This is a genomic window from Helcococcus sueciensis DSM 17243, assembly GCF_000423145.1.
GTDB classification, from domain to species: domain Bacteria; phylum Bacillota; class Clostridia; order Tissierellales; family Peptoniphilaceae; genus Helcococcus; species Helcococcus sueciensis.
In genome coordinates this window covers 13788-32934 of sequence record NZ_AUHK01000002.1, presented here as the reverse complement: position 1 = coordinate 32934, position 19147 = coordinate 13788, and the positions used below count along the sequence as shown (strand labels likewise).

The following is a 19147-nucleotide window of genomic DNA, read 5'->3' as shown; positions in this document are numbered from 1 at the left end:
AGCGGATTAAACTTTATAGCTTAATCATCCTAAGTTTTATAGCTTAATTTCTATATCTACACCAGCTGGTAGATTTAATTTCTTAAGAGCATCTAATGTTTTTGCATTAGGATTGATAATATCAATTAATCTCTTATGTGTTCTTTGTTCAAATTGTTCTCTTGAATCTTTATATTTGTGAACAGCTCTGATAATTGTTATCTTTTCAATCTCTGTTGGTAGTGGAATAGGACCTGAAACGTCTGCCCCACTTCTCTTACATGCATCTACGATCTTTGCTGCTGAAGAATCAATAACTTCGTGATCGTAAGCTCTTAATCTAATTCTGATTTTTTGTTTTGCCATTTGTTCCTCCTATATTTGATAGCCATACTCTCTTCCGGGTGTACAAATCCTTTACATTAAAAAAAGCGAAGCTATCTCGCTCAAAATTTTCCTTGAACTAACTCAGTGGGAATTACCCTAAAACGCCTTAGAAGCAAGCCTTTTAAGCAACCTCTCATTTCATCGCTACAAATTAGTACTCAAATAGTATACTAAAAACCTTTTTTTTTATCAATAAATTTCTTTTTATTTTATGATATTTTATTATATTGTTACAAAAAATTAATAATTGCTTTTTAACATCTTCTATTGCCTACAAAATTTTATTATTATTTTATTTCAAATATGCTATAGTATATTATGTTCATCATTTAAAGGAGACTTTTTATGGATCAATTAATAACAATTATTATAATATCAGGAATATTTCTTTTAGGTTTAAGTATATTAAACTCATTAAAAGATGAAAAAATTAAATCAAAATACGATAAATGTGCTGCTTGTGATAATCCTCTTATAGAAGATGAAGATAATACAATTCTATTTGACGGAATTATATGTCCAAAATGTACAGAGATTGCTTTAAAAACAAATGCACTTACTCCACAAGCAAAAAATATGGGAAAAAATGGATTTAAATTTACTAAATCCGAAATAGTAAAAAATGAAATCGAAATATATAAAAATTTACACAAAGGAAAATTAATTAATGATAAAGATTCAAAAAATAATTGATAAAATCAAAAAAGATAAATTTACCGCTCTTGGAATATTTTTATTTGCAATATTTTCAGCTACTACTTTTGAATTATTCAATAGACCGTGGGGAGAAGTTACAAATCTATGGATTCCATTTGATGACAAAATTCCATTTATAAAAGAATTGATAATCGTGTATCACACTTTTATGCCAATGATTATAATTACAGGTATAATTATATTTTATTTTAATAAGGAAGAATACAAAAAATTAGTTATATCACTATTCCTAGCTCAAATAAGCGCTTATATTATATATGTACTTTTTCAAACATATGTACCACGTTATGATACCAATCTACTAGGAAATGATATATTTTCTAATTTGGTAAGAGCAACTTATTCAATAGATAATAGTTACTCCGGTGCTCCTTCACTTCATGTTGCGGATATGACTTTATGTATACTTTATTTAATGAGAATAAAAGAAATAAAAATTTCAACTCGAACAATATTGAGTTTATATATGACATTAATAGCTTTAACTACAATTCTTGTAAAACAACATGTGGTTCTTGATATTCCTGCAGGATTAATTCATGCTATTATGAATTTCTTTGTTGCAAATTTAATTTATACTAAATTTATAAGTTCAAAACAACACTATTAATAAATCTTAAATTTTTAATATAAAAAAAGTAATTTATAAAAGTAAAAAGGATAGACAAAACTAACTTGAACCCGTTAACTCGGAATAATTTAATAATGCTTTAATCGGAATATAATCTGTAATCAACAAGTGACATTCCTTTTAATTTTATTTAATAAAAAAAATCGGAGCGAACTCCGATTTTTTCATTCTATTTTACAAATTCTTTGTAAACATATGCTCTTTGGCCATTGTATTGGATTTCTATCCAATTTGAATTTCCATCATATACTTTACCTATTAACTTAACACCTTTTCTGTATGCTCCTAATATTTTACCATTTGGTGTTTGTCTTACATTTACTGTATCTGTTACTATTCCACTTACTGAAACTGAATCTACTATTAAACTTCTATATATATATACATCTCTATTTTGGTATCTTATTCTTACCCAGTTTGGATTTGCTATATTTAATGTTCCTTCTACATATTCAGCTTTTCCAAGTGTTCCCATTAAAGTTCCATTTGGTGTCATCCTCACATTTGTTGTGTCTACCATTAAACCTTTTATTTTTAATGTGTCTACTAATAAAGGTCTATAGATATATCCTTTATCTGTCTTAACCCAGTTTGGATTTGTTATATTTAATGTTCCTTCTACATATTCAGCTTTTCCTAGTGTTCCTATTATAGTTCCATTTGGTGTCATTCTTACATTTGTTGTACCTGACATTAGTCCTCTTACTTTTATAGTGTCTACTACTAATGGTCTATAGATATATCCTTTATCTGTCTTAATCCAGTTTGGATTATCTATTGATACAACACCTTCTACTATTTCTTCACGTTTTGCTATAGCTGTTACTTCACCATTTGGAGATTTTCTTATATTTGAATTTCCAGTTGAAAATCCTTTTACTTCAATTGTATCTGAAAGAAGTGGTTTGTATACATATGCTTCTTGTCCATAGTAATCGAATTTAACCCAATCTGAACCTTCTTCGTATTCACCTTCTACTATAACTTCACGTTCAAGTGTTCCTATTACTGGACCATTTGGACTTATTCTAACATTTGTTGTCCCAGTTATATATCCTTTTGTATCATGAAGTTTTGGTTCTTCTGGTTCTTCTTCACTTTCATTTTTAGCTAATACTAATGATGATAAAGGTAAAACTTCTACTTTACCATTTGTAACCTCAATAGTTTCAAGTCCATTTACATTAGCTTTTTGATCTCTAACAAGCACTTTGTACGTTCCATTATCTACATTTATTTCTTTAGTTTCATTAGAAGCATTATATGAAATATATAAATGTTCATTACTGCTATTTTGTGATGCATTTATATCTTTTAATTCATAAGCAATCAATTGATCTTCAGCATTTAATTTGTTGAACACTCTATTTATATCACTATATTCTTTTAAATCAAATACATTGTATGCTTTTCTAATCTTAACTAATTCTCTGAAATAATCTATATGAGTGCTAAATTCTTCAGCTCTATCCCAATCAATTCTATTTATCTCATCACTTGATTTATATGAATTGTGATCTCCATCTTTAGTTCTAGCAAATTCTTGTCCAGCATGAATAAATGGAGTACCTTGTGATAATGTAACTATAGTAGTAGACATTTTATGTCTCTTCAATAATGTTTCATCATCTTCATCAGGATTAGTAAATTTCAATTTATCCCATAATGTAAGATTATCGTGAGCTTCTACATATTGAATAATTTGATTTGCTGATTTATATGTCTTAAGTCCTTCTCCACCTCTAATATTTTGAAGTAAAAATTCTTCCTTACCTAAAGCTCCATTTACAAAACCTGGATCTGTATCTCCAAATACGCTACCCTTAACTGCATCTCTTAAATCATCGTTGAAGAATGCTACCCTATCAGATATCTTAACTGCATTTACCTGAGTTGCTCTTTGGTCTTCTGGAATACCCATATCCATATTCCAACCTTCACCAAGGATGAATATATTTGGATTTATCTTGTCTAATTCTTCCCTAACCTCATTTATAGTTTTGTAGTCATGTGTTCCCATTAAGTCAAATCTAAAACCATCTAAATTATATGTTTCAGCAAGATATTTAGTAGAATCAACTATGAATTTTCTAACCATCTTTCTTTCTGATGCAGTTTCATTACCTACACCAGTTCCACCTAAGAAATTACCTTTAGCATCTTGTCTGAAGTAATAACCTGGGACTATCTTATCAAATGAATGTTGATCAATACCAGCTACGTGATTATATACGACATCCATTATTACTCCAAGATTATTATCATGAAGTTTATCAACCATTTCTTGGAATTCACTGATTCTATTAAATGGATCATATGGATCAGTACTATATGAACCTTCTATAGCGTTATAGTTAACAGGGTCATAACCCCAGTTAAATTGCGGTTCATCTAATCTAGTTTCATCAACAGAGTATTTACTATAGTCATATACCGGTATAAATTGAACATGAGTTACTCCTAAAGACTTGATATAGTCTAAACCAGTAATTTGCCCACTTGGAGTCTTAGTTCCTTCTTCAACTACACCTAAGAATTTTCCTTTATTCTCTATACCACTATTTTCTTGAATAGATAAATCTCTAACATGAAGCTCATATATTATAGGATTATCAGAATTTGCCTTATTAATAGTTTTAGAATCTGTCTTTTTAGGATCTACAACTACTCCTCTTTCACCATTAATAGTTACTGATTTAGCATATGGATCTATAGCTAAAGTTTTATTATCATATACATCTACATTAAACATATATGCTTTACCTAATTGATCACCATCTAATTTATATGACCATACTCCTTTATCATTTCTTGTCATTTGATATGAAGTATATTTCTCTTCATTAACTAATTCTCTATTTTTATCGCTACCTTCTTCAAATCTACCATCATATATAATTAAATCAATATTTTTAGCTGTTGGAGCCCATACTTTAAATTCTGTAGATTCCGATGAATATATAGCACCTAATTCACCATCATAAGAATATCTGTCTTCAAACTTTTTAGTTTCAAATATCTTATATAATCTTGATGTTTTTGTAAGCTCATATTCAACATTTTCATCATTTTCGTCTTTAGAAGTTAATATCAGCTTAATATCTATGTTTTCATCAATAGGTAAATCTTCTTTGAAATTTATAGCAAAGGATTTAGAATTTTCTTTGTTTTCAGTAGTACTTTCTATACTTTCTACCTTATTCTTGATATCTTCACCTTTAATTTCTAAAGTATAATCCTCTACTATATCACTTATGTTAGCTTCTTTACTTAAAACTAAATTAGCCTTTCTAAAATCATCTATAGTAAAGCTATCTATCATAGGCTTATCAATACCGTCAGTAGTAAAATCTTCAACACCAGATTTTAAATAAACATTTTGAGGGTTTTTAGTAATAGTAACAAATCTATCTTTATCTACATCTTTTCTCCAGTCATCTGCAGAATTACTTCCTTTAACGATAAATCCTATTTCTTCTACATCCTTGTCTAAGACAATTTCAGCTATTTTTGTATCACCTTCTTTTCTAGTAAATGGATATCTTTCTCCATTTCCACCTTTAGGCCATACATACATTTCCCATTCGCCATCTTGTGGATCTTCGAAATGAAAGATTACTTTTTGAGCATCTGGATCTTCAGTTTCTAGGCTAGGATCTTTTTCTATCTTAAATACAGAAGTTCCTCCCTTAGAATTGGCAGGTATGGTTATTTCAACCTTGCCATTTTCAGCTATATATTCTTTATTATCATTATAAATATCTATTAATTTATTGCCTAGATTTTTATCAAGATTGAAACTTACTTTTTGGTCTTGATCAGAGATATTTAGTCCTACCAATAGGCTTTCTCCATCATGAGATCTCTTAAATACTGAAACATTGTTATTAACGTGTAAACTTTCTCTATCTCCCCTAGAAAATACTTCTGAATTATCACGTCTAATATTTATTATCTTTCTATAATGTTCTAAAATATCATTATCTTCAATTTGATCCCACTTGAATGATTCTCTATTTTCACTCATTCTATTTACAGAAAAATCAGCATTTTTACCAGACATGCCAATTTCTTCGCCATAGTATATTACAGGTTGACCTTTTGCGGTCATTTGTAAAGAAGCTGCTACTTTTAGTAAATCTTTATTTCCATTAACTCTAGTAGATAAGAAACCATCTTCATCATGAGAAGATAAAAATTGCCCTAAACCATTAATATCTGTTATAGATTCATTTCTTTCTTTCAGTCTATCTTCTACTCTTTGTATATTACCTTTAACAAAATTCTCTGCAAGAGACTTAAATTCAAAGTCTAATACAGAATCCATCATACCATTACCAAGATATCCACCATTATTTCCTGCAGATGCTCCGTAATATTCACCTATTATCTTAAAATCAGGTTTAATATTTACAAGTGAGTTCTTAAATTCTTTCCATGTATCTTTTTCAACATGCTTTACAGTATCTATTCTGAAGTAATCAACTGTATTACCTTTATCAGTTGTTAGAGTTTTTAACCAATCACTTTGCCATTTCACCAGTTTAGCACTAACTTCAGGATCTTCAGTTATAAAATCTGGAAGGCCCGCTAGTTCACTAGTTATATCATCAGCACCAGGATTTGTTCTAATCATACCTTCAAATATTTCATCATTATTAGTTCCATATCCGGAATGATTTAAAACTACATCAACCATTAATTTAATATCATTCTCATGTAATACATCAATTAATTCTTTTAATTTTTCTACATCACCTAATCTAGGTTCAATTTGTGTAAAATCTTTTGCCCAATAACCATGATAACCATATTGTTTATCATTTTCACTTTCTCTTTGATTAGTTTCTATATTCTTTACTATAGGTGTAATCCATACAGTAGATACTCCTAATTCTTTTAGATAATCAACTTTATCAATAATTCCTTGGAAGTCTCCACCATGAAAAGCTTCTAAATGATTAGTGTCATAAGATTCATCATTATTAGGATTATTATTCGCCTTGTCCCCATCAAAGAATCTATCAGTCAACATAAAGTAAATTATCTCTTCATCCCAAGCAATAGTTTCTTTAGTATCTGTAGATGCTAATGTATTTAATTTAACAGTTGCTTTATGTTCTTTTTCATAATTATCTACTACAACAACATCAATTCCTTTTTCACCTGGAGTTAAATCTAAAGGTAAAGCTACATTATGTTTCAATAAATCTTTTGCAACTACAGATTTACCTTGATTTAAATTTCTTAAATCTAAATAAACTTCTTTAATTTCATGATTATCTGGATTATTTATTTCTATATCTACTAAAACAGATTCTCCTGCTTTAGCTTCTGTTCTATTTAATGAAGCTTTGACATCAATATCTAAATCAATTAATCTTACATATGATATCCCATCTTTGGTATTAGATACATCATTTAGCCCTTTTTCAGTATCATTATCTTTTGTTACATCAAATGTATATATATAATCAAACCCATCTTCTGTTTTTTCTAAAGTATATTCAAATCTTTCATTATCTTTTGAATATTTCATGGCAAAAGATCCTAAAGATTCTTTTTTACCATCTTCTAGGTTTTTCTTAATTATATTTATCTTTACATTATCTATATTATCCATCTTATTTTCTTCATAAAGATCGATATCTCTATAGAAGAAAGTAATATTTCCATCTTTTATTTCAGGACCTTTTAGATAAGGGATAGTTCTAAATTCATCGTTTCCACTTTCAAAAACTACTTTTGTAGTTAATTCTAAAGCATTTGGATCAGTGCTAATACTTCTATCTATATCTTTATTAGGATCTTTTTCAGCCCAATCATTTCCTTCGATTGATTTTCTAACTATAAATCCTACATCAGTAGTCGTTTTAGCTATAGGAAATACAGAAACATTCCCTTCGAAATCTTGTCTACCATCAGATAAACCTGATGACCATAACCACAGATTCCATCCTTCATAATTATTATCTTCTCTTAAATAAGTAAATTGAATTTGTCTTTGTTTTGGTTTAGGTGTATTTTCATCTGGTTTAGATGTATATACTGTTTCATCATTTTGTATTATCCAAAATTCACCACTGTATTCTCCATCAGCTATACTTATTTTTCTATCAGCTTCTTGAGAAACCCAATTTCCTGGTCTAGTAATTACAGTGATATTGTTTTTTGGAAGCTTAAATGTAGCTTTAGCATATCCATCATTTTCTTCAGTAAATTTAATTGCTCTACCATCTAAGCCATCACCAAACACCCACATATCCCAATTAATTTGATTTCCATCATTTCTTTTATAATTAATGGTATATTCAAACATTTGAGATAAAACATGGATAGTTTTTTCTGTCTCTTTATTATCATAATTACTTATTACTGTAATATCTTTTACATCACTACTATCTAATATAGAAAGTTTATCACCTTCTAGTTTAACTCCTGTATAATCTTCTTTTAGTCTATATGTAGCATTAACTTCATTTTCACTTCCATCTTCTATTACATTTATGGTTTTTAATGATATTTCATCACCTAGTTTAATATCATTATCAGATTGAATTTTAATCCCTTTTACTACATACTCTAAATTATCACCTTCCATCCACTTACCATCAATAACAAATTTATATTGATATTTTCCAGGTTCTAATTCTAACTCTTTACTAAAAAGATTATTTTCTCCCTTTTCAAGTGAAATACTTTCTGGATCCCATCCATTCATCTCACCTGCTAGATTTACCGTTTTAGTTTCATCTTTGCCCTGATAACTAAAAGTAGTAATTTTATTTTCAGTTGTAGGCTTTATAGCCTCAGCGTCTACAGTTTTTATATTTGCCGGAAATATTCCTATTATCATCGCAAATATTAAAAATATAGACATAAATTTTCTAACTTTCTGGTTCATATTATCCTCCTTATAATTTATATCTCTTGAAAACATTATATTATCAACATAAGTAATTGTAAACGATGTCATTTTTTATGAAAAAATTTAATTATACGCTAATTTATAAGCGTTTAGCTGTATTTTTCCTTAAATAAAAAGCTGTATAAATATTACAAATGTTTAACAACTGAAAATAGTATGAAAACAAAATCATTATTTCATCTAATATAATTAAATAAAACTTAATCCGATTTTATTCAAAAATATTTACTACAAAAAAAATAGAGACATATATTTCTAAATGTCTCTATTTTCATTAAAATTTTTTATATTATATTTTTATATCTGTAAATTTTATATTTTAATGTTCGTTTGGATCATTTTCTGCATCTTCATGTGTTGGATGTACTGTTCCTGAAAGATGATCTGGGCCTGCATAAATTGTATATAATTTTAATGGTTTGTCACCTGTATTTATTACATTATGCCACATATCCGCTGGTACAAATATTGCAAAATCATCTTTTACCTTTTCTTCAAAAGTTAAATTATCTTCTGATTCACCCATTTGGCATAGTCCTTCTCCCTCTTCAATACGTAAGAATTGATCTATTCCATGATGTACTTCTAATCCAATATCATCACCAGGTTGAATTGTCATTACTGTAACTTGTAATTTTTCACCTGTCCAAATAGTTGTTCTGTAGTTTTCATTTTCTAAAGTCATACCTTCAATATCTACTACCATTGGTTCTTTGCCACGATCTGAATAATCATATTTCATAAAATCCTCCTTAGAATATATATTATACTTACAATATACATATACCCATATAAAGATATATAAACTTATTGGTAAGTTTTAATTTAAATATAGTACAAAAAAATGAATTTGGATTAACCAAATTCATTTTTTTACTAATATCCAATAGAATACATTACAATCGTTTGATTTAACACTCTCTGAATCGACCAATTTCTATTCGTAAATGAATAGTCTGCAGGATCATATATTTTTACTTCATTACCAATATATTCGGATAATATTATAAAATGCCCTGAACTCGTAAAGTCTCCAGGACTTACTAAAGCAACTAATAATCTACCTTTATCTAATTGATTTTTAACATTGCTAACAGTCTTTGTAGCTGCATATGATGATAATCCAAATGTTTTAGGACCATAATAAAACATAGTGGCATAGCTAGTATATCCTGTTGACCAACCATTTGCAATTGCGATTTCCGTCATATCTTTTACATCTAGACTAGTATCACCTGTAAAATAGCTATATACCATAGTTAATGCTGTTGGACCACAAGCTATATTAGCTATATAGTCAGTATTTTTGCCGTTCATATGCTCAAATCCCCATCTTTCATCAAATTGTGCAAGATACGGAACTTTTACTTTTCTTGTTGATTTAAGTGCATTTTGATAATCATAATCTAAATTTGTAGATGAACTACGCCCTTTATAATCTCTATATTTTACAAGTGTATTTAATGCTGTTGGATTGCTTTCAGTACCTTCTTTAAGAAATTGCGGAAGTTTTCTAATTCTTTCATTAATTTGTGCTTTTGTCAAATTAGTAGTTTTATTAGGATCAACAATTTCTCCAGTTACCTTTCTTCCATTGATAACTTCAGGTACCTTACCGTCAACTGTATATAAGTATTTTGTATTTTTAAAACTATTTTGTACAGTTGCAACAACTGTTCTAGCATTTACATATCCATTTCCATATTTAATCCAATCAGAATCGCTAAATTTATTAATATAAGTTCCATATGGTAAAGAGCCAATTACTCTACTGTTAAATGATGCACCACTCCTTATATTTAATGTCATTCTTGTATATCCTTTATGATGTTTTTTATATAATCCAAAATTATAAAGATATACTGTCTTTTTACCACTATTTGTCGGTCCAACTGTAATCACATAATTATCTGTATTTAAATTTCCTTGTACATACATTCCTGCATTTATAACACCTAATATTGTGCCATTTGGCTTTTCACGAAGATTTATTGTGCTATTTACATAACCTTCTACTGGAATAGTTGATTTTAGTCCAAAATCATATAAATAATTGCCTTTATCTAAGTTTATCCAACCATTAATGTTTTTATATCCACTAATTAGGCTATCTTTTGCTTCAACTCTAAGTATTTTAGCATTTGGTGCTGTTCTAACATTTGTTGTAACTGGTAAAAACCCTTTTACTCTAATAGTTTCTAATAAACCGAAATCATATAGAAAATTTCCATCATCTAGTCTAATCCAATTATTAGCGCTCTTAATACCACTAACTAAACTTTCTTTTCCTTTAGCTTTAAGTATAGTTCCATTTGGTTTTGTTCTTACATTAGTAGATACTGGAATAAAACCTTTTACTTTAATTGAATCTAATAGACCAAAATCATATAAATAATTTCCATCTTCTAATTTTATCCATCCATTAGATTCCTTAATTCCGCTTATTAAAGTATTTTTTGATTCCACCCTAAGGATTTCGCCATTTGGCTTAGATCTTACATTTGTTGAAACAGGAATGAATCCCTTAACTTCTATATTTTCTAATATACCAAAGTCATAAATATAATTTCCATCATCTAACCTTATCCATCCATTAGTCTATTTGTTTCCACTTATTATACTACCTTTGTTTTTTACGCCAACTATTTCACCATTTGGAAATTTTCTCAAATTTGATGTCACGGATACAAAACCGTTTACTGGAATTGTTTCTAATAGACCTATGTCGTATAAATAATTTCCATCCTCTAATTTTATCCATCCATTAGATTCCTTAATTCCTTTTATTAAACTACCGGATTTTGCTATATCTATTATATCGCCATTCGGTTTTGATCTTATTTCTATATCATATTGTAAAAATCCTATAACAGCAATTTCTTCAGAAGATTCTACCTCTTCATCTTTTATTTCTTCTTTAGATTCATTTTCTGTTTCAGATTCTTCAATAATATTTTCTTCTTTCTCAGAATCTTCAATCATATTTTCTTCTTTTTCAGATTCTTCAAAAACATTCTCATCAGAAATATCGTTTTTTGACATTGTTTGTAAATCTTCTACAAATTCAGTTTCAGTTTCTAAATAATCATCTAATTTTTCTTTTGAAACACTTATATTTTCAATAATATCCATTTGTGAACTTGTTTCATTGTTATGTACATTTAAAGATTTATCTTCTATATCTACTAACTCTTGAGATAAATCACTCGCAAATGAAATATTAGGTAAAAATAAAATTGATGTCAAAATAAATACGAAACAAAAAGATTTCTTATATCCCTTCAAAATTATATCCCCCTTACATAATTTTACAAATATTATATCATAAATAATTATTATTTTATAATAATTAATAATTATTTATTAAAATTTCGTTAATAACTCTTAATAAGAAATTTTAAGTTATTATTAAACAAGATAATAGTTTTAACACTAATGAAAAAATCTACAATATGTATGAATACTTTTAAATTACTTCTAAAATATTGATCCATCAAATCGTAAAGTTTAGTAAATGATTGATAGTTTAAATAAAAAAAAACAGCTCAGAACCAATGTTCTAAGCTGTGTATGTACTATGGTGCGGGTGAGAGGAGTCGAACCCCCACATCGTAAGATACTAGATCCTAAGTCTAGCGCGTCTACCAGTTCCGCCACACCCGCTGGGGTGAGTAATGGGATTCGAACCCACGAATACAGGAACCACAATCCTGGGCCTTGCCGCTTGGCGATACTCACCACATAATATTAAAAACAACTGCTTTATAAGCATATCAAAAAAATATGTTTAAGTCAAGTTGTTTTTTATTTTTATTTATTATTGTTTTTTCTTACATATTTTTCAACACTATCAAGTAATATTCCAACCGCTATTTTGTTTTTTCCACCATATGGGATAATAATGTCTGCATATCTTCTTGAAGGCTCTACAAATATATCATGCATTGGTTTTACTGTTTCTCTATATTGAGTGATGACAGATTCCAAGCTTCTTTCACGCTCAATAACATCTCTTTGAATTCTACGTATAATTCTTTCATCAGAGTCCGTTTCAACATAGATTTTAATATCCATCAAATCTCTTAATTCTTTATTTTCAAGAACTAAAATACCCTCAACTACTATAACAGGTTTTGGTTTTACAAGAACTACTTCATCTGAACGATTATGAATAGTATAGTCATAAACCGGTCTATATATTTCTTCACCATTTTTTAATTTCTTTATATCTGATATAAGTCTATCTGTATCATATGCATTTGGGTGATCATAATTTAATTCAACTCTTTCTTCAAACGTGAGATTATCATGCGCTTTATAATAATAATCATGTCCTAAAACTACAAGATCATTATCATATTGTTTTCTAAGCTTATTTACAATCGTTGTTTTACCTGATGCAGAGCCACCGCATACTCCAATTATAGTTATTTTTTCCATTATTCGCCCTTTAGTAAGTTTATTTCTTCATCAGTTAATTCCCTATATTCTCCTAGTTTTAGATTTTCATCTAATGAAAGTTCGCCCATAGAAATTCTTTTTAAATAAATAACAGAATTATCTACAGCATGAAACATTCTTTTCACCTGATGATATTTTCCTTCTTGTATAGTTATATAAGCTTCATTATCAGATAATATTTCAAGCTTTGCCGGTTTTGTAAGATAATTTTCTTTATCTAAGTATACTCCATTTTCGAATACTTGTATATCTTCTTTTTTTAATCCCTTTTCGACTCTTGCGAAATATTTTTTATTTACTTTCTTTTTTGGAGAAAGCAATTCATGAGCCAATTTCCCATCATTTGTTAATAAAAGAAAACCTTCAGTATCTTTATCAAGTCTACCTACAGGGAATATATCTTTATTTTGATACTTTTCTTCAAGTAAGTCTATTACTGTTTTAGAATAATCTTTTGTCGCAGAAATTACACCTTGAGGTTTATTAAGCATAAGATATATATATGGTTTATATATTATTTCTTGATTTTTGTATTCAATCTTATCTTCATTTTCATTTATTTGTTGGGTCGCTTTTTTTACAACTTCCCCATTAATCAAAATAAAACCCTTGCTAATATAATCTTTAACTTCTTTTCTAGTTCCAACTCCCATATTAGCAAGGTATTTATCTATTCTCATTAGAATCCTTTCATAACTTTAGAAACTCTTTTATATGTTAAAAATGTTACCAAAGCGTTTAATGTTCCTTTTACTAAATTAAATGGTACTACAGCAAATAAAATTAAATCTAAATAAGTGTTTATATATCCAGCATTTGGCATAGTATTTACAAATGCATCTACTGATCCCATTCCTAAAGCTTTTGCATATAAAGGAAATATTACAAAATAATTTGATAAAGTAGCTACCATAGTCATCGCTATAATACCGAATGTCAAACCAATTAAAGCTGATTTCTTAGTTTTATATTTGTTATATATGTATGATGAAATAAATACAAATATAGAACCAACTATAAAATTAGAAACTTCTCCTACGTATGCAGTAGTAGTTCCATTCAATATAAGATTAAGCATTATCTTAAGAAATACTGTAATCACACCTGAAACTGGACCTAATACAAATCCACTCATCAGTGTTGCAACGTCTCCGAAATCAACAGTCATAAAAGTTGGTGCTATTGGTATAGGAAACTTAAATAGCATTAAAACTCCTGCCATAGCAGCAAATATAGCCATCTTAACCATATTACTTATCGATAGTATTCCTTCTCTTCTTGATATATTTTCCATTATTCTTCCTCCCTAATATCATTTTTAGGGCAATAAAAATGCCCCTGATACTTCGGGGCATAAAAACATTATTTAACAATACACTATATTTAAATAATATCTTCTTCCATCCAGACTCTACTGTCGGTATCGGAGTTTCACCGATTCTGCTTTCGCTCGCGGACTTTTACCGCCGGTAGGGAATCACACCCTGCCCTGAAGATACTCTAATTATACATCATATTTATTATATTTGCAAAATTATCTATTTACCCATACTGAAACAGATGCTGGAGATGTGAAGAAATCACCATGACCACTCTCATCTATAATTATTTCAGCATCGTTGTTTCCAAGATAATCTTTGTATACTTTACCTGCTTGATCCTCTCCAACATACATTCTAATTGTGTTTGCTCCAGCATTTGAAAATGTAACAGCCATCCTTCCTGGATGATCATCTTCACCATAACGAACAAATCCAACTGAATTAGGATCTTGTAAATAGTCTTTTTGTTCCCCATATGCATAATCTTTTCTTAATTCAAGTAGAGGACGAAGTTTTTCACCCATACCGTCATAAATATTTCCACCATCTATATTAAATAAGTCTCCAAAAAATACACATGGATAGCCATCTTTCTTCAATAGTATAAATGCATATGCGCTTTGTCTAAACCATTCATCTATCCAAGATTCTAATGATTGGCCAAGCTGCGAATCATGATTGTCAACAAAGGTTACAGAATTCATTCTTCTTTGAGATTCAACTGAATTTTCAAATAGTTTTGTTAAATCAAAATGCTCTCTTGATTTTGAAGCTTCATAAAGTTTATAGTGAAGAGTTACATCGAAAAGATCGACATTTTGAGAAGTTGAGTCAATATATTGGATAAGATTTTCTTGATTATTTTCCCAATATTCTCCTACAAAATACATATCATTTTTTATTGCGAGTATATGATTTGTAAAATCATTTATAAAATTAGAATCAATGTGTTTTAAAGCATCATATCTAATTCCATCAATTTTAGTCTCATTTATTAACCATTCTATCCATCTAAATAATTCTCCTCTTACATCATTATTATAATGATCAATATCGGCAAACATTAGATAATCATAATTTCCTTTTTCTTTAGAAACAGCTTGTTTCCAATCCCTATTTTCCCAAATTATTTTGTAAATTCCATTTTCACCAGTTAAATTGTCGTAATCTACACCACTAAAATGTTGGAAACTCCATATGAATTCGCTATACTTTCCATTTCTTCCCGGGAAAGTAAATTTTGTCCACCCTTCAATATCTTTTGCTTCAGATATTTCTTCTGTTCTATTATCTGGATTAACCTTTACAGCCTTAAATATCTCCGTTTCATCTGCACCAGCCTTATGATTTAATACTAAATCAGCATATATTCCCATTCCTTTTTCATGAGCTTCATCTATCAATTTTAAAAGCTCTTCTTTTGTACCATATTTTGTTCGAACATTTCCTTTTTGATCAAATTCTCCAAGATCCCAAAGATCATAAATTCCATATCCTACATCATTTGTTCCAGTAGCTTTTGTAAATGGTGGCAACCAAATTGATGTAATCCCTAATTCTCTAAAATAAGCTAAATTTTCTCTTAAAAAATTAAAATGATTCCCATCATCTGGTAAATACCATTCAAATCCTTGTAATATAACCCCGTTCATAATTATTTTTTATTCCTTTTCATCTTATAATTTTCTAAATATACTTCATCTTCATCTACTAAATCTCTTAATTTAGCTTTGTACTCGACATGATGTCTAAGTTCATGATTAACAAGCTCTTCCAATCTATTATACATTTGTTCATCATTGTAATGAGAATATCGTCTAATCAAAGAGCCATAATAAATTATAATTCTTTTGATAAATCCATGCCTTTGATACTCCCCTAAAATAATCAAATCTTCATTAATTGATTCCTCATGAAATTTAATTTTTTCCTCTAAAACTACCCCTCCATTTAATCCTTCAAATAAAGTTTCATCTATTGAGTCCACTATTTCATTTAACATTTCATGTATTTTATCAATTTCAAACGACATAATATCCTCCAGAAATATTATAACATATAGTAATTTGTTAGATTAGTAATTAGTGATAATCTTTATTAAGTTTAGTATATATGGTATAATCAATCATTAGATTTAGGAGATTTATATGGGAAAAACTACCTTTTTTTTAATGATAATTACATTGATTTCAAAATTAACAGGGCTTGTACGAGAGCAAGTATTTGCATATTATTTAGGAACTGGTGATGTATATGATGCTTACAGCACTGCGAGTACAATTCCATTTATTTTATTTGGATCAATTTTACAAGCAATGATTGCTGGATATATACCTATATATTCAGAAATTAAAAATAAACACGGTGAAAAAGAAGCAAATAAATTCACTTCAAATTTATTAAATATAATTACAACTTTTTCAACCCTTTTTATCGCTATAATTATATTAATCTCTCCATTATTAGTTAGTATATTTGCTCCAGGCTATGTAGGGGATAAAAGGGAACTCAGTATACAATTTACTAAAATATTTGCATTTTCATTGTATCCAACTATGATATCTTCTATTTTTATAGGATTTTTACAAATGAAAAACAGATTTATAGTTTCTGAAACTCACGGAATAATAATGAACGGATTGCACATAGTAACGATAATACTTTCTAATTATTTTAACAATTATTATATTGTTGCTTATGGTATAGTTATAACTGAATTTTTGAAATTTATACTCTTTCCAAAAGCTATAATTAGTGAAAATTACATACATAAATTTAAGATGAATTTCAAAGATAAATATGTAATTAAATTAATTAAATTTGCGATACCTATGTTAATTTCAATATCAGTAATGGACTTGCTTGTAATCTCAGATCAATCCTTAGCTTCTATAATAATGCCAAATGGTGGTGTATCAGCTCTTAGATACTCTTCATTAATTTATCAAATAATTACCGGTATTATTATAACCTCAATTGTTACAACAACTTACCCTACTATATCTGACTATGCGAGTAAAAAACAATATGGTAAAATGAAAAAAACAATGATGAATGGCGTATCATTAGGCTATATTTTAGTAATCCCATCAATGATTGGAGTAATGATTTTAGCAGAACCTTTAGTAACAGTACTATTTCAAAGAGGTAGTTTTACAGCTGAATCTACAAAAGTAACTTCCAGTCTTCTATTTTACTATATGCCTGTTGTTATTGGTTTTACAATAAAACAAATATTTAACCGTGGTTTCTATGCAATGCAGAATACAACATTGCCAATTATTACAACTGTAGTTCAAGTAATTTTAAATATTATATTAAACTATGCACTATCTGCTATTTGGGGGATAAATGGTTTAGTAATTGCATCATCAATAGCTTCACTGGTATCCAGCATATTATCCGTATATCTTTTTAGAAAAAAATACGGACAAATTTCGTTCAAATCATTTATAAATACATTTATTAAATTATCATTTGCAAGCTTATTAATGGGAGTCGTAACATATTATTCATATGCTTATTTCTCTAATTTCAATATGTATATTGCACTGTTAATATCAATTATATTGTCTGTAATATTTTATGGAATATTGATATTATTTATGAGAATCCCATCAGTTATGAAAACTACCAACAAGTTATATCATAAATTCGTGAAAAAATAACATAAAAATCCCGTTATCAATTTTGATAACGGGATTTTCTCTTATCTTAATTTCATTCCTAAGCTTTTTTCAAAATTTTCTACCATACCAGTATTACCGTCTAATTGTACATATGTCTGGATTATATCAACACCAGGATAGTCGTTTCCTTCAATTAAAACTGGGCCATTTTCTGTGATTGCAATATCCCATCCGATATATTTTATCTTTTTATATTCACTCGCCGCTTTTATAGCTAAGTCTTTCACTTCATCAAACAATGGAATTTTAACACCAATATAATCAAGATTATTATAAGGGTTTTTATAAATGATTTCTTCGGTTGGATTATATCTATATAGAGGTTTTGTAATATATCCATCTTCTGACAACTTAACCCAATATCCACCTTGACTAGCATTATCTACAAACTTACCATCTACAGATAATCTTAATACTGCGTACATAACGTGAACTTTTCCTTCATTATCTACTACAGTACCAACTCTTATAGAATTGACTGAATTTTTAGATAATTTATTCATTTCTTCATGTTGAACTATTGGTTCTTCTAATATAGTGTAACTATCATTTACTAAATCATTATATAAGTCATTTATTTCATATTTTGAAGAGTCTACTCTTTTAACTCCATATCCACCTTTTTCATTTGAAGCTTTCGCAAAAAATATAGGATGTTTTATCACGAAAATTTTAAATTCATCAAAATTAGATTCTGTTAGTTCAAGTGTTTCTCTGCCTAAAAACTTTTTATATTTTTTTATAAAAAGTGATTTTTCTTGTATATATTTTAGCTCTTCACTGTCCTTAAACTCATCATAGATTTTTGCAGTATCTCTATGCCCAAAAAATGTTCTTCTAGTTTTAATATCTGTTACCCTATCAAAGTTAAAAGTATAAAAATTTAACCATGTGTATCCATACTTTTTATATGTTTTATACATATCAATGAATAAAGCTATTCTAAATCTTCCAGATCTTTTACTCATGTGATTAATGATAGGAAGAATATATTTCCAATCTGCATTTAATATTCTTTTTATCATATTTATTC

Annotated in this window: 14 protein-coding genes, 2 tRNA genes and 1 riboswitch; of the genes, 3 read left to right on the top strand and 13 right to left on the bottom strand. The window is 28.4% G+C overall.

The window, feature by feature from the left end; all coding sequences use genetic code 11:
• Positions 1 to 36: 36 nt before the first annotated feature.
• The gene (gene rpsJ, locus G534_RS0100750; RefSeq protein WP_027347418.1) at positions 37 to 345 is read right to left on the bottom strand and encodes a 30S ribosomal protein S10; all 309 of its coding nucleotides are present in this window, start codon (positions 343 to 345) and stop codon (positions 37 to 39) included.
• A 366-nt stretch (positions 346 to 711) separates the two neighbouring features.
• On the opposite strand from rpsJ, the gene G534_RS0100745 reads away from it, so the two are divergent.
• The gene (locus tag G534_RS0100745; protein WP_027347417.1) at positions 712 to 1059 is read left to right on the top strand and encodes a hypothetical protein; all 348 of its coding nucleotides are present in this window, start codon (positions 712 to 714) and stop codon (positions 1057 to 1059) included.
• Positions 1034 to 1693 (top strand): phosphatase PAP2 family protein, encoded by a 660-nt coding sequence (locus G534_RS0100740; protein ID WP_027347416.1) that lies wholly within the window; start codon positions 1034 to 1036, stop codon positions 1691 to 1693. Before G534_RS0100745 ends, G534_RS0100740 begins: the two co-directional genes overlap by 26 nt.
• Positions 1694 to 1883: 190 nt before the next feature.
• Here G534_RS0100740 and pulA read toward each other — a convergent pair whose 3' ends face one another.
• The 11 genes from pulA to G534_RS0100680 form a co-directional block, all read right to left on the bottom strand.
• Positions 1884 to 8618 (bottom strand): type I pullulanase, encoded by a 6735-nt coding sequence (pulA, locus tag G534_RS08295; RefSeq protein WP_051177361.1) that lies wholly within the window; start codon positions 8616 to 8618, stop codon positions 1884 to 1886.
• A 343-nt stretch (positions 8619 to 8961) separates the two neighbouring features.
• The gene (locus tag G534_RS0100725; protein ID WP_027347415.1) at positions 8962 to 9384 is read right to left on the bottom strand and encodes a cupin domain-containing protein; all 423 of its coding nucleotides are present in this window, start codon (positions 9382 to 9384) and stop codon (positions 8962 to 8964) included.
• A 134-nt stretch (positions 9385 to 9518) separates the two neighbouring features.
• Complete coding sequence (locus tag G534_RS08290; protein WP_051177360.1) at positions 9519 to 11108, bottom strand: C39 family peptidase; 1590 nt, start codon at positions 11106 to 11108, stop codon at positions 9519 to 9521.
• Between the two features lie 132 nt (positions 11109 to 11240).
• Positions 11241 to 11927, bottom strand: a complete 687-nt coding sequence (locus G534_RS0100715) for an SH3 domain-containing protein (RefSeq protein WP_027347414.1) — start codon at positions 11925 to 11927, stop codon at positions 11241 to 11243.
• 293 nt (positions 11928 to 12220) lie between these two features.
• Positions 12221 to 12305, bottom strand: a tRNA-Leu gene (locus G534_RS0100710).
• Positions 12306 to 12380: transfer RNA gene (locus G534_RS0100705), tRNA-His, on the bottom strand.
• A 72-nt stretch (positions 12381 to 12452) separates the two neighbouring features.
• A complete protein-coding gene (gene udk / locus G534_RS0100700; protein ID WP_027347413.1) occupies positions 12453 to 13082 on the bottom strand; it encodes a uridine kinase in 630 nt (209 codons plus the stop codon).
• A complete protein-coding gene (locus G534_RS0100695; protein ID WP_027347412.1) occupies positions 13082 to 13783 on the bottom strand; it encodes a pseudouridine synthase in 702 nt (233 codons plus the stop codon). Before G534_RS0100695 ends, udk begins: the two co-directional genes overlap by 1 nt.
• On the bottom strand, positions 13783 to 14397 hold the full coding sequence (locus tag G534_RS0100690; RefSeq protein WP_027347411.1) for an ECF transporter S component: 615 nt from the start codon (positions 14395 to 14397) through the stop codon (positions 13783 to 13785). The genes G534_RS0100695 and G534_RS0100690 overlap by 1 nt, the downstream gene beginning before the upstream one ends.
• Positions 14398 to 14491: 94 nt before the next feature.
• Positions 14492 to 14604: riboswitch (FMN riboswitch) on the bottom strand.
• A gap of 33 nt (positions 14605 to 14637) precedes the next feature.
• A complete protein-coding gene (locus G534_RS0100685; RefSeq protein ID WP_034595811.1) occupies positions 14638 to 16077 on the bottom strand; it encodes an alpha-amylase in 1440 nt (479 codons plus the stop codon).
• A 2-nt stretch (positions 16078 to 16079) separates the two neighbouring features.
• On the bottom strand, positions 16080 to 16457 hold the full coding sequence (locus G534_RS0100680; protein WP_051177359.1) for a hypothetical protein: 378 nt from the start codon (positions 16455 to 16457) through the stop codon (positions 16080 to 16082).
• Between the two features lie 115 nt (positions 16458 to 16572).
• Here G534_RS0100680 and murJ point away from each other — a divergent pair, with 115 nt between their 5' ends.
• Complete coding sequence (gene murJ, locus G534_RS0100675; protein ID WP_027347408.1) at positions 16573 to 18093, top strand: murein biosynthesis integral membrane protein MurJ; 1521 nt, start codon at positions 16573 to 16575, stop codon at positions 18091 to 18093.
• Positions 18094 to 18134: 41 nt separating this feature from the next.
• Here the strand turns inward: murJ and G534_RS0100670 are convergent, their stop codons facing one another.
• A complete protein-coding gene (locus G534_RS0100670) occupies positions 18135 to 19139 on the bottom strand; it encodes a sugar-transfer associated ATP-grasp domain-containing protein (RefSeq protein WP_027347407.1) in 1005 nt (334 codons plus the stop codon).
• Positions 19140 to 19147 lie beyond the last annotated feature (8 nt).